Origin of the sequence: Snodgrassella sp. (assembly GCF_024103505.1) — a bacterium.
GTDB lineage: Bacteria > Pseudomonadota > Gammaproteobacteria > Burkholderiales > Neisseriaceae > Snodgrassella > Snodgrassella communis.
Genome location: NZ_JAGGIJ010000001.1, coordinates 616,468 through 629,299 on the forward strand (window position 1 = coordinate 616,468; position 12,832 = coordinate 629,299).

General features: G+C 46.5%; 11 protein-coding genes. 8 read left to right on the top strand and 3 right to left on the bottom strand.

Going from position 1 to position 12,832, the window contains the following annotated elements:
• Nucleotide 1 precedes the first annotated feature (1 nt).
• The 7 genes from J6578_RS02660 (at nucleotide 2) to hrpA (ending at nucleotide 9,280) form a co-directional block, all read left to right on the top strand.
• Nucleotides 2-808 (top strand): siderophore-interacting protein, encoded by an 807-nt coding sequence (locus tag J6578_RS02660; protein WP_287953839.1) that lies wholly within the window; start codon nucleotides 2-4, stop codon nucleotides 806-808.
• 84 nt (nucleotides 809-892) lie between these two features.
• Nucleotides 893-1,867, top strand: coding sequence for a siderophore ABC transporter substrate-binding protein (locus tag J6578_RS02665; protein ID WP_202806084.1), 975 nt, complete (start codon nucleotides 893-895; stop codon nucleotides 1,865-1,867).
• A 95-nt stretch (nucleotides 1,868-1,962) separates the two neighbouring features.
• A complete protein-coding gene (locus tag J6578_RS02670) occupies nucleotides 1,963-2,931 on the top strand; it encodes an ABC transporter permease (RefSeq protein ID WP_093093221.1) in 969 nt (322 codons plus the stop codon).
• On the top strand, nucleotides 2,921-3,895 hold the full coding sequence (locus J6578_RS02675) for an iron chelate uptake ABC transporter family permease subunit (RefSeq protein WP_218060229.1): 975 nt from the start codon (nucleotides 2,921-2,923) through the stop codon (nucleotides 3,893-3,895). Before J6578_RS02670 ends, J6578_RS02675 begins: the two co-directional genes overlap by 11 nt.
• 66 nt (nucleotides 3,896-3,961) lie before the next feature.
• Nucleotides 3,962-4,720 (top strand): iron ABC transporter ATP-binding protein, encoded by a 759-nt coding sequence (locus tag J6578_RS02680; RefSeq protein WP_287953840.1) that lies wholly within the window; start codon nucleotides 3,962-3,964, stop codon nucleotides 4,718-4,720.
• A gap of 11 nt (nucleotides 4,721-4,731) precedes the next feature.
• Nucleotides 4,732-4,965: a hypothetical protein gene (locus tag J6578_RS02685; protein WP_093093217.1), complete on the top strand. Its 234-nt coding sequence runs from the start codon at nucleotides 4,732-4,734 to the stop codon at nucleotides 4,963-4,965.
• A 292-nt stretch (nucleotides 4,966-5,257) separates the two neighbouring features.
• A complete protein-coding gene (hrpA, locus tag J6578_RS02690) occupies nucleotides 5,258-9,280 on the top strand; it encodes an ATP-dependent RNA helicase HrpA (RefSeq protein WP_287953841.1) in 4,023 nt (1,340 codons plus the stop codon).
• A 77-nt stretch (nucleotides 9,281-9,357) separates the two neighbouring features.
• On the opposite strand, the gene J6578_RS02695 is transcribed toward hrpA, so the two are convergent.
• From J6578_RS02695 to J6578_RS02705, 3 genes are all read right to left on the bottom strand, one after another.
• Complete coding sequence (locus tag J6578_RS02695) at nucleotides 9,358-9,786, bottom strand: hypothetical protein (protein WP_239427577.1); 429 nt, start codon at nucleotides 9,784-9,786, stop codon at nucleotides 9,358-9,360.
• A complete protein-coding gene (locus J6578_RS02700; RefSeq protein ID WP_037405055.1) occupies nucleotides 9,773-10,474 on the bottom strand; it encodes a hypothetical protein in 702 nt (233 codons plus the stop codon). Before J6578_RS02700 ends, J6578_RS02695 begins: the two co-directional genes overlap by 14 nt.
• 927 nt (nucleotides 10,475-11,401) lie before the next feature.
• Entirely contained in the window at nucleotides 11,402-11,758 is a 357-nt protein-coding gene (locus J6578_RS02705; RefSeq protein WP_287953842.1) for a hypothetical protein, read from the bottom strand.
• A 773-nt stretch (nucleotides 11,759-12,531) separates the two neighbouring features.
• On the opposite strand from J6578_RS02705, the gene J6578_RS02710 reads away from it, so the two are divergent.
• On the top strand, nucleotides 12,532-12,832 hold a 301-nt coding region (locus tag J6578_RS02710), incomplete at its 3' end, for a hypothetical protein (RefSeq protein ID WP_287953843.1).

Genomic DNA, 12,832 nt, shown 5'->3' on the forward strand with positions numbered 1-12,832 from the left:
AATGAATAAACGTTCACCACATCACGCTTATCTGGTACGTGTACAAGATATTATTGATTTAAGCCCTAACTTACGCCGGCTAGTTTTGCACAGTGATGAGCTAGCTGATTATCCGCACCAGTTTAACGGTGCGCACATTAAGATTTTTCTGGCACGCCACGGGCAATCAACACCACAACTGCCCCAATTTTCAGGCCACGGCTTTAACTGGGTTGAACCAGATAACAAACCGATTGTACGCACTTATACTATCCGCGATTATGACGCCAAGGCATGTACGATTAGCATTGATTTTGTGAAACATGGCAACAGTGCCCCTGCTTCGGCGTTTGCCGAACAGGCTCAGCCGGGAAATATGCTGGGGATTTCTTCTCCCGGTGGTCCGAATCCGATGCTGAAAACGGCTGCGCGTTATTTGTTCGCAGGCGACATCACGGCTTTACCGGCCATTGAATCACTGCTTGCTACTATACAGACGGATGCATGTGGTGATGTGGTGCTGCTACTCCCTCAGGTAGAGGATTTACCAGCTACTCTTTCCCTGCCTGCCGGAATGCGTTTGCACACCTTTTACGGCGATTTAAGTCTGGTTCCGGCACTGGTGAAATTGGTAAGCACTTTTGCTCCCCTTACCTGTGACGATTTTGCCTGGATTGCGGGCGAAGCCACTCTGGTTAAGCCACTGCGTGAATTACTGCGTACACAATGGCAATTACCACCCTTGCGCCACTATGCTGTTCCCTACTGGCGTCAGGGGGAAAATGAAGAAAGCTATCATGCAGCACGACACAACTTTATTGAAAAATAAATGCGATGTCTCAGAAAAAAAATCACTTTACTTCTGCTCAGGCAGTATAATTTTTGCAAACGATAATGATAGGAAATTCTAAAAATGATTAAATCTTGCTGGAAACCTCTTGCTCTTTCCGTACTGACTCTGTCTTTACTTTCTGCCTGCAATCAGAAAAGTAATGAAAACAACAATGCCAGTAGCACTGCTGCGTCTGCTTCTGCCTCTGTTGCTGGCAATGGCGTAACTGTTAGCGTCAATACTGCCCGTGGTGAAATGGCGGTACCGGAAAATCCATCCAAAGTGGTGGTTTTTGATATGGCTACGCTGGATGATTTACAGGCATTGAAAGTGCCTGTTGCTGGTGCACCCAAAAAAGTACTGGTACCGTATTTGCAGCAGACTTTAGAAACAGTCAACAATGTCGGCACGCTGTTTGAACCGGATATGGAAGCCCTGCATGCCCTGAAACCGCAGTTAATTATTATCTCTGGCCGTACTGCACCTAAATATGATGAGCTGGCTGCGCTGGCTCCTACTATGGATATGTCAGACAGTGGACAGGATTTGATTGGTGATGGCCTGAAAATGCTTGATAGCTATGGCAAGCTGTTTAAGAAAGAAGCCGAAGCCAAAAAGCTACATGATGATATTCAGAACCTGCTGGCTGAAACACAACAGGCTGTCAAAGGGAAAGGTACCGGCCTGATTCTGATGGTAAACGCCGGCAAACTTTCTGCCTTTGGATCTTCTTCACGCTTTGGCTGGATTCATACTCAGGTAGGTGTACCGGTTGCAGATACCAGTATTCCGGCTGCACCGCACGGTCAGTCTGTATCTTTTGAATATGTACAGAAAATCAATCCAGACTGGTTATTCGTTATTGACCGCACAGCAGCCATTGGTGAAGAAGGTAAAACTGCTCAGGCCGTACTTAATAACGATTTGGTACGCCAGTCAAAAGCATGGAAAGAAAACCATGTTGTTTATCTGAGTAGTGCATCCTATCTGGCTGCAGGCGGTGTGCAACAAATGAAAACCGACCTGACCAATATCAAGGCTGCTTTCACTCACTAAGCTGCGCATTATCCATCCACAGTTATCAGGTTTTGCTTTGCCGCGCAAATTCGCGGCAATAGCGCAAACCTGTTGCCTGTATCCTTTCGTGCCTTATGTTTCGTTCTTCCCAGATTAATACAATCAATCTGTTACTACTGCCATTGTTACTGATTATCAGTATTAGCATCGGTGCAGCCACTTTTCATTGGGGTGACCTATTTAGCAGCAGCGATACACGCTCCCTGCTACTGTATAGCCGCCTACCCCGTTCTGTAGCTATTATCCTTACCGGTGCCACGCTGGCGGTGGCTGGCATGGTATTACAGATTGTATTGCGCAACCGTTTCCTCGAACCGAATATGGTTGGAGCCACTCAAAGCGCAGCACTTGGTGTACTACTGGTATCTATCTGGTTGCCACAAGCTACCCAGCTGACCAAAATGAGCTGTGCCAGTATTGCTGCATTACTGGGCATGACTTTGTTTTTATTTCTGTTCCGCCGATTGCCAGCCCACCGGCAGATGATGATTCCGTTAATCGGCATTATTTACGGCAGCATCATTGAAGCACTGGTGAATTTCATAGGTGTAGAAACCAATACCCTGCAATTGCTGGCGGTGTGGTTTGCCGGTGATTTTTCTGCCGTACTGGCAGGCCGCTATGAATTGTTGTGGCTCACCGGTTTAATGGCGCTGCTTATCTATTTTCTCGCCGACCGATTAACCATTGCCGGGCTGGGGCAGAATATCAGTACCAATCTGGGCATTAATTATGCGCAAATGATGTGGATTTCCCTGATTACAGTTGCCATGATTACTGCCATCGTGGTGGTAACGGTTGGGCAGATTCCATTTATCGGATTGGTCGTACCCAATATTGTTTCCCGACTGGCGGGTGACCGTTTACGGCAGAATCTGCCCGCAGTTGCACTTCTGGGTGCCAACGCCCTGCTAGTATGTGACATTATCGGCCGCACTATTGACCCGCCCTATGAAATACCGGTATCCCTGATTTTCGGGATAGCCGGAACCATGATTTTCCTGTATCTGCTGTTTAGAAAGCCTTCCGTACATGCAGCTTAATCCAACCATGCCGTCTCACCATGCAAGTGCACGTTTCCTCGGCGTGCTCAGTATTCTGTTAATCATTACCAGCATCCTGTTTATGACTTACGGCGTAAAGGGCGGCTGGGATTTTGTTCTGCAGCTGCGCGGCAAAAAGCTGCTCATGCTGCTTACAGTCGCCTATGCAGTTGGCGTATCAACCTTGCTTTTCCAGACTTTGACCCATAATCCCATTCTCACCCCGGGATTGCTTGGCTACGATTCACTTTATCTGCTATTGCAAACCGTTACCCTGTTTGTATTTGGCGCAGTAGGCTACACCAGTATTGGCGCACTAAGTAAATTCATTATTGAAGCACCATTAATGATGATAGCGTCCTTACTATTGTTTCGCACGCTAACCAAAAACAGTAATGGTGACTTGGCTCGACTGATACTCACCGGCATGATTTTTGGCGTCATGTTCCGCAGCTTCAACAGCCTGTTACAGCGCCTGATTGATCCCACCGTGTTTGCCGTTGCTCAGACGCGCTATTTTGCCCAATTTACCTCCGTAAACCTCAGCATGCTGATAATCGGTATCAGCGTGATGCTGGTTAGCACTGTCTGGATCTGGCGCATGCGCTATCAGCTGGATGTCCTTATGCTTGGGCGCCATGCCTCAATTGCACTGGGAATAAACTATGCCCGTCTGAGCCGCAGCATTCTGCTGTGGATTGCCCTGCTGGTTTCCGTTTCCACCGCGCTGGTAGGGCCTGTAAGCTTTTTTGGCTTACTGATATGTGCACTGGTGAATGCGTGTGTACCCAATATGAAGCATCAGCTGCGAATTCCAGCCGCATTTCTGGTGGCTGCGTTGGTACTGATTAGTGGCCAGCTATTATTTGAACACCTATTCGGCATGCAGGGAGTATTGAGTGTCGTCATTGAATTTTGCGGTGGCATTGTCTTTCTGTGGCTGGTATTAAAGCGTAAACGCTAAACTGTTCAGACACATACTTATTTATATTAACTGTTTTTCTGCTTACCGATTTAACCAGACAGCATTATGATTACCATAAAAAATGTTAACCACAATATTAATGGCACAGCAATCCTGCGCGAAATCAATCTTAACATACCCGATAAAAGCATTACCGCACTGATTGGTTCCAATGGTGCAGGTAAATCTACCTTATTTTCCCTGATTGCCCGTCTGCTACCACTGCAACAAGGCTGCATACATATCGACGAACTTAATGTCAGCCACAGCAAATCTACCGCCATCGCCCAAAAGCTGGCGATATTATCGCAAGAGAACAATATACAGAGTCGGATTACCGTACGTGATTTATTGCTGTTTGGCCGCTATCCACACAATCAGGGGCGGGTAACTCCCCAAGACCAGCAAATTGTTGATCAGGCATTACAACGTTTTGAACTGGAAGTACTGCAACAGCGCTACCTGAGTGACCTTTCTGGTGGGCAACGCCAGCGCGCCCTTGTCGCCATGACTTTCTGTCAACAAACCAAACATGTTATTCTGGACGAACCACTCAACAATCTGGATATGTACCATGCCCGCGAGCTGATGCGCCTGCTGCATCAGCTCACTACCGAACAGGGATTATCAACCATCATGGTCGTGCATGATATCAACATAGCCGCAGCCTATGCCGACCATATTATTGCCATGAAAAACGGACAAGTTATCATGCAAGGCACACCAGACGATATTATTACCACAGACAATATTCAAACCATATTTAATCTGGATACCGAAGTAGTCAGCCATAAAGATAAACCACTCGTTATCCATCATCTTTAACAGGTCATATTATGCCAAACAATCATACTGCCCGCCCCCAGACCTCACTGATTATCGCTATTGTTGTCCTGTTTATTATACTGGCCTCATGGTTTATCTGGCTGTTTATGGGAGACGATGCCGCAATACGTATGTCCATGACTCGCATCATGTTTATTTTTATGGGACTAGTATGTACTTTTTTATTTGGCGTACTCATCATGATTGGCCTGAAAATCAGGCACCAGCAACGCCCGCATAACTGAACCTTTCAGATATTTCCGGCACAGTGCAATCTCAAAATCTACACAGAGGTGTTCTAATCCATCAGAACACCGCGCACGGTTTTATTTGCTAAAACAGAGCATCACACTATTTTATTTACTACAGCAACCATTTTTTTCTAAAACAGCAAGCCACGCAGCTACTTATCCACCAGTTAGCATCCCAAATTGCCAGATTAGGCATAAAAAATCGCTATAAACCGCCACCAAAAAGTATTTTAAGCAGATTTGGTATAATACTCATATCTACTTATTTTTCGGCAGTATCTGTGCCATGTCTGCATACGAACTTAATCAAATCCTAAGCAAAGACCGCTTTTACCTGCAACAAGCCTGCAAAAATCCTGCCCGTTACGGCGGTGAAGCAAAAGTAAACAGCCGTTACCAGCGCTCCCATCAGGCCTATCTGCAACGACTGGCCAGATTACCCGTGCCTGAATACGACAATACCCTGCCCGTCCATGAAAAACGCGCAGCAATCAAACAGGCCATCAGCCAGCATCAAGTAGTTATCATCTGCGGCGAAACCGGATCAGGTAAAACCACTCAGCTGCCGAAAATCTGCCTCGAACTGGGGCGCGGCGTAGCCGGACTAATTGGCCACACCCAGCCACGACGGCTGGCTGCCCGCTCAGTAGCCGAGCGTATCGCCGAAGAACTGCATAGCCAAATTGGCCAAACTGTAGGCTACAAAGTACGCTTTAACGACAAAACCGCACCCGAAAGCTATATCAAACTGATGACCGACGGCATCCTGCTGGCCGAAAGTCAGACTGATCGCTTTCTCAACACCTACGACACCATCATCATCGACGAAGCACATGAACGCAGCCTGAACATCGACTTTTTACTGGGCTATCTCAAGCAGCTTTTACCACGGCGTCCCGACCTGAAAGTCATCATCACCTCGGCCACCATCGATGCCGAACGCTTTAGCCAGCATTTCACCCTGCATGGCATTCCCGCTCCTGTCATCGAAGTATCTGGTCGTACCTATCCGGTAGAAATACGCTATCGTCCCCTGCACAGCACCGATGCAGACGAAGCCGAAATAGAAATCAACGACGCCATTGTTGATGCTGCCGACGAACTGGCACGTGAAGGCAATGGTGATATCCTGATATTCCTGCCCGGCGAACGTGAAATCCGCGAAGCTGCGCATGCATTACAGCAATCGCCACTACGCCGTAACGACCAAATCCTGCCCCTGTTTGCACGCCTGTCTGCGGCTGAACAGCATAAAATCTTTCATCCAGATAGTGGCCAGCGTCGCATCGTACTGGCTACCAACGTTGCCGAAACCTCCCTTACCGTACCTGGCATCCGCTATGTTATCGATACCGGACTGGCTCGGGTAAAACGTTATTCCGCCCGCGCCAAAGTAGAACAATTACACATCGAGCCCATCAGTCAGGCTGCTGCACGTCAGCGTGCCGGCCGTTGTGGCCGCGTTGCTGCTGGTATCTGTATCCGCCTGTATAGCGAAACAGACTTCAACCAGCGCCCAGCCTTTACCGACCCAGAAATTATCCGCAGCAATCTAGCCGCTGTTATCCTGCGCATGATTAGCCTTAAACTGGGCGATGTAAACACCTTTCCCTTTTTACAGGCACCCGAGCAACGCTATATCAACGACGGCTATCAAATCCTGCTCGAACTTGGTGCAGTAGACGAACACAACCAGCTAAGCAAACTGGGCGAACAAATGGCGCGCCTGCCGCTAGACCCACGCATCAGCCGCATGCTGCTGGCTGGCAAACGTCTGCAATGCGTTGCTGAAATGCTGGTAATCGTAGCAGCACTATCGATTCAGGACCCGCGTGAACGGCCACTGGAAGCACGTGAAGCAGCGACCAAAGCGCACGAACGCTTTAACGACAAACAATCTGACTTTCTTGCCTATCTCAATATCTGGGATTCTTACCAGCGTGAACGCGATAAAGGCTTATCCAACCGGCAGATGATACAATGGTGTCATCAATATTTCCTCTCCCACCTGCGTATGCGTGAGTGGCGTGAACTGCATCACCAACTGGCACAGATTGCCATAGACATGGGACTTACCGATAAAGCCAGCGCCTACCGGCAAACACCTGCCAACCTTACCACTCAGCCAAACATCGACAATAACAGCAATCAGGATTTATCCGCTAAACTCAAACAGCAGCAGATTGCCCGTCGGCAACAACGTCACAACCGGCAACAGGCCAAAGAGGCCAGCTACGAACAGATTCACCGCGCCCTGCTCACCGGCCTGATAACCAATATTGGTCTGAAAAGTCCCGAAGGACACGACTATACCGGCGCGCGCGGCATTCATTTTCATCTGTTTCCCGCCTCCTCATTATTTAAAAGCAAACCCAAATGGGTTATTGCTGCCGAACTCACCGAAACTACCCGTTTATATGCCCGTGATGTTGGCAAAATCGAACCAGAATGGATTGAAAGCGAAGTCCCTCATCTTTTGCGCCATCACTACTTCGAACCACATTGGGAACAGAAACGCGGCGAAGTAGTGGCCAGCGAACGCATCACCCTGTACGGCCTTACCGTCCTGCCCCGTCGTCCAGTAAGCTATGGGCGCATCAACCCAAAAGAAGCTCGTGAAATCTTTATCCGCAGCGCACTCGTAGCTCAGGAATGCAACCTCAAAGCAGCTTTTTTCCAGCATAACCAGAAATTGATAGAAGAAATCACCGAACTGGAACACAAATCTCGCCGGCAGGATGTACTGGTAGATGAAGAAGCACTATTCAGCTTCTACGACCAGCGCCTGCCAGCCAGCGTAGCCAGCAAAGACCACCATCTGCCACTGGCCGATATCCGCACCTTTGAAACATGGCGCAAACAGGCTGAAGCCGAAAATCCCCAACTGCTGTACCTGAGCCGTGACGACCTGATGCAACATGCGGCCAGCAATGTCACCGAAAACCAGTTTCCCGAATACCTCAGTACCAAAGACGGCCGCTGTACCCTCAGCTACCGTTTCGAACCCCATCACCCGTTGGATGGCGTTACCGTAGCAGTCCCCCTACCCTTGCTCAACCGCATCAGCCCCGCGCGGCTTGAGTGGCTCGTACCCGGCATGATTCGCGAAAAACTGCAATTACTCATCAAAGCCCTGCCCAAACAAATACGGCGCATCTGCGTACCCGTACCCGATTTCATCACCACTTTTCTAAGCAGCAATCCCGATACCAATGCCCCGCTGCTGCCGCAACTGGCACACGCCATTGCCCGACAGGCCGGCGACATGCGACTGCTCAGCCAGATAGACATCGAACAGTGGCGCACACAACAATTACCAGCACATTGTTATTTCAACATTCAAGTAATAGATGACAGCGGCACAGAACTGGCCAGCGGGCGCGACCTCAGTATCCTGCAACAACAGCTCGGACAGGCGGCTGCGGTAACCTTCCGCGACAACAGCAACGAATTTGAGCGCGACAACATCACCAACTGGGATATCGGCAAACTGCCAGAAAGCATCAAATTTGCCCGCGCCGAGCAGCAACTTACCGGCTATCTTGGCCTGCAACTGCAAAAAAACGGCAGCATCGCCTTACGCCTGTTTGATACCGCTATTGCCGCCGAACAGGCACATCGCAGTGGCGTACTCGCCCTGATGAGCCTGCACCTGAAAGAACAGATTAAAGACCTCAACAAAGGCCTGCCAGACTTTACCCAAATTGCCATGCTGCTCAAGCATCTTGGCACCGACACCCTGCGCGAAGACCTCACACATACAGTTCTTGACCGCGCCCTGATAGGCGAAGACGACCTGCCACGTGACGAAAAATCCTTCAAGGAGCAGCTCAAACGGGCGCGCAGCCGTCTGCCAGCGGTAAAAGAAGCTGTTAACCACTATGCCTTGCAAACCGCACAGGCCTATGCCGAAGTTAACAGCCATCTGGGTAAACATCCATTAACCCAGCTTTTGCGCCAGCACCTCAACAGCCTGATTTACCCCGGCTTTGCCAGTGCCACCCCGTGGCAGCAGTGGCCGCGCCTGCCCATATACCTGCAAGCTATGCTCAAACGCATGGACAAATATAGCAGCAACATCCCCCGTGATACTGCCCGCGAAGCAGATATTCAGGCACTCACCGATACATGGCAGGAAAAAATATCCCAATATAAACAACAAAACCAGCCGATACCCACAGCCATAGCCGAATTTCGCTGGATGCTTGAAGAACTGCGCGTTTCCCTATTTGCACAGGAACTGAAAACCCCTTATCCCGTTTCCGCCAAACGCCTGAGCAAAGAGTGGGACAAACGCACAGCACTGTAAAATCCACATAAAATAACCGCCCCGTTCTCCAGAACAGGGCGGTTATTTTATTCCGCTTACAACTACAGACCAGCCTCTTAATTATCGACCAGCTTCTGAAAATCCTTATCTACATAAGAAGATAAACGAAATCTCACCTCAGCTGGTGGCAACGTAATTCCCAGTTTTTGTGCCAGCACCTGCCCGTCAATATACTTATTCTCACAAGGTGGTATCCTCAGTGCATTAAGAAAAGACATCAACTGCTCATGTGTCTGAAAGCAGACCGTACACCAGTATTCACTATCCATAACCCGCTGACGTAGCTGTCTGGGCATCTGTTTTGCCCGTTCAAACTCCTGTTTCAACTCCCCGAGCTGCATCAGTGCGTCCGTATCTGCACGATAGCGACCAGCACGCTCAGAACACGCCAAGAAAGACCTCTGCTCAGAAATATTCCGTGCCTTTCTGTCCAAATTACGTTGTACAGATATACCAGCCCTGACAACACTTTTATCCTTTTCCATGAGCACACTCCCAACGATAAATTTCCAGTTCACACAATGGAAAAAACTCCAGAATCTTCTGATAGTCACGCGGATAAAACTGCCTGATTGGCAGCAGAAAACGTAAATCCAAGCTATCAAAAGAACAACCAAATACCTTGTAATCACTTCCAAGTCTGACGTGATGTTGCGTAAAACAATCTAGCAAATCCCTTTTTTTCCAATCCCATACCGGATAATACTGACACTGGCTCTTCACAATCGAACCATGTCGCAACATACTCAGCCGCTGCTTTGGATTTTTCTCCACCCTAGTACCATTCGCCACCGGCGTATTCGGCGGCAAATCAAACATCCGGCACATTACCTTTTGAATATCGGCATAATCAAAATCCTCCAATTGTGCTTCATCAATCGCCGCCACATTGCACAAAGGCTGAAAAACATGTGCCTTGAGCATCTGATACAGTGCAGGATGCGGCAAACGGGTAATCTTGATACCAAACTGTCGCTCATATAAATCAAGCTGTTCTTCTACAAACTCCAGCTCTGGCACCAGATACAGATAATAAGGATAAACATGCGTAAAGCTGTCCTTAATAGCCAGATAAGCAGCAACAGCATTTTTACCAGTACTAAATGCCAGAATACTTTGCCTGTGTTCTCTAGCGACCTTCTTAATCGTCTTTACTCCAGACAAAATTGCCATATACTCACAATCCCCCAGTAAAACAAAAATAGACTAAATCAATCTAATTGTATTAACTTTAAACGCTCAACCAACAATAATCCATACAAATCTTAAAAAAACAATAAAATCTCTATATATTTCTTAATATCAGCATATTATGCTAATAATCATCGCATTAAAGTTAAATAAAAATATCAATTACCTTAATCTTGCCATTTTGCGTTTGCTAACTAATCCAGATATCACAGTCACAGAACATTCTTCAAAAAACAACCACTTTCACCATACACACCTAAATTAATTAACATAAAAGCATGTATACAGTACTTTGAAGACTGCGCCCCAACGTCCAAACCCACTTTATTCCTGCCACCTTTGCTTACAAACCTTAAGAAACAAACCTAACTGTCCGTACCAGCAGCGGCTATTAGCAACATCAACTACCCCATCCTTTCTCTTTAAAATATAGAGTTAAATCACACATCAAAGTTTACATACAGATCAAATATATAAAATATATTATATTAACAATGGATAATATCTTCAAAATTAATAACATTTGTAGACCAAGATCAAATTATTTGCTATTATTCTTAACCAAATAGCCAATAAGCTATTTATTTTCCTGCATTCCCGCCATTTTATACGTCAATTTCTCTCCTATTTAGACCTATAAACTCCAATGGCGGGCTTTTTTTACACCAACACTAAAATCACATATCAGTATATCAACAGTTGTTCTAAATCAATCAAACAGAGATTTCTTCTCAATAACACCATATCAACTTAAAAAAATTGACGATTTAACATCGCCATTCCCAACCTCATTGAATTTTGAACTTTATCACCTGCCTAATGGTATTAATGTAGCCGTCTCTTTACCCTGCTCAACCACATCAGCGCGGCTTGAGTAGCTATACTTAGCATGATTCGCAAAAATCACAATTACCCATCAAAGGCCTGCACAAACAAATTCAGCACATCCGCATACTCGTACCTGATTTCATCGCTACTTCTCTCAGCAAAAATCCTGACATCAATGCCCACTGCTGCCCCAGCTAGCAGCAGCCATTGCCTGACAGGATGGCGACATGCATCTTGCTCAGCCAGATAGATATCGAACACTAACTCACATAATAATGGCCAGCATATTACTATTTCACCATGCAAGTAATTGATGATAACAGCGCAGAGCTGGCCAGCGAGTGCCCCCTCAATATCTTGCAACAACAGCTTAAGCAAACGGCAGTAGTCTGCCAGCGCTAAAAGAAACCATCCACTATTGAGCCATGTAAACTGCACAGGCCTATGCCAAAGTCAACAGCCATCTGGGCAAACATCCATTAACCCAGTTTTTGCGCCAGCATCTGAACAGCCTGATTTATCTGGAGTTACCAACGCACCACCCTATGGCAGCAATGGCTAGGCCTGCCTATATCACTGCAAAGCCATACGAAAACGCATGGACACATACAGCAGCAACCCCATCATGATGCTGCCTGCCAGGCCAATATTCAGGTACTCCCCCCCGATACATCGAAGACAAAAATACAGCAATATCAGCAACAAAGTCAGTCTGTACCCACTTCCATAGCCGAATTTCGCTGGATATGCCAAGAGGTACACGTTTTCCTGTCAGCTCAGAAACTTCACCTATGCTATTCAGCGAAACGCCAAAACGAAGAATGATACAAACGCATAACTTGATAAAACAAATATCCTTAGTAGTAGCGCCAATTAACGCAAGAGCGAGCTGCTATTAATCCTGAATCGAATCAGCTTAATTAACTGAGGCAGAAATTGAGCATAATAGTCACCATTGTAATTTTATGCCAATTTCATCCTGTAACTTTATTTTTATATTGCTGTTTGTATTATTTTTATTATCAATTAATAAAATTTGGCTTAGTTTGTAAATAAAGGAATATGTATGTTAACATTAATAGCATACAAATACCAAAAAGGAAGAAAATTGTAGAAAAAACTTAAAGTTACAATTCATTAAAATATGATATTTTATTTAAAGATTTTTTATTAATTTCAAACAATTGTTTGAAATCAAGGAGATAATCAGTATGAAATATTCTAAGTTGATGCTTAAATCATTGGTTATTGCTGTTTCAATAGCATTGACTGCCTGTAATGAACATAGGGATCATTTACATGTGCATGCTACAAACACGGGTGGCAAATTAGGAGGAAGTGGTGCCGAAGGTACACCACCTATACCATCGCCAAAACCGGAATTACCTTTACCAGTAGAGCCTTCAAAACCTGACGAACCCTCTAAACCTGACGAACCCTCTAAACCTGAAGAACCTTCTAAACCTGAAGAACCTTCTAAACCTGAAGAACCTTCTAAACCTGAAGAACCTT

Excerpts from the sequence above, each read along its gene's own strand:
- J6578_RS02700 (WP_037405055.1), bottom strand. The coding sequence starts at position 10,474 with ATGGCAATTTTGTCTGGAGTAAAGACGATTAAGAAGGTCGCTAGAGAA.
- J6578_RS02680 (WP_287953840.1), top strand. The coding sequence starts at position 3,962 with ATGATTACCATAAAAAATGTTAACCACAATATTAATGGCACAGCAATC.
- J6578_RS02695 (WP_239427577.1), bottom strand. The coding sequence starts at position 9,786 with ATGGAAAAGGATAAAAGTGTTGTCAGGGCTGGTATATCTGTACAACGT.
- J6578_RS02675 (WP_218060229.1), top strand. The coding sequence starts at position 2,921 with ATGCAGCTTAATCCAACCATGCCGTCTCACCATGCAAGTGCACGTTTC.
- J6578_RS02670 (WP_093093221.1), top strand. The coding sequence starts at position 1,963 with ATGTTTCGTTCTTCCCAGATTAATACAATCAATCTGTTACTACTGCCA.
- J6578_RS02685 (WP_093093217.1), top strand. The coding sequence starts at position 4,732 with ATGCCAAACAATCATACTGCCCGCCCCCAGACCTCACTGATTATCGCT.
- hrpA (WP_287953841.1), top strand. The coding sequence starts at position 5,258 with ATGTCTGCATACGAACTTAATCAAATCCTAAGCAAAGACCGCTTTTAC.
- J6578_RS02660 (WP_287953839.1), top strand. The coding sequence starts at position 2 with ATGAATAAACGTTCACCACATCACGCTTATCTGGTACGTGTACAAGAT.
- J6578_RS02665 (WP_202806084.1), top strand. The coding sequence starts at position 893 with ATGATTAAATCTTGCTGGAAACCTCTTGCTCTTTCCGTACTGACTCTG.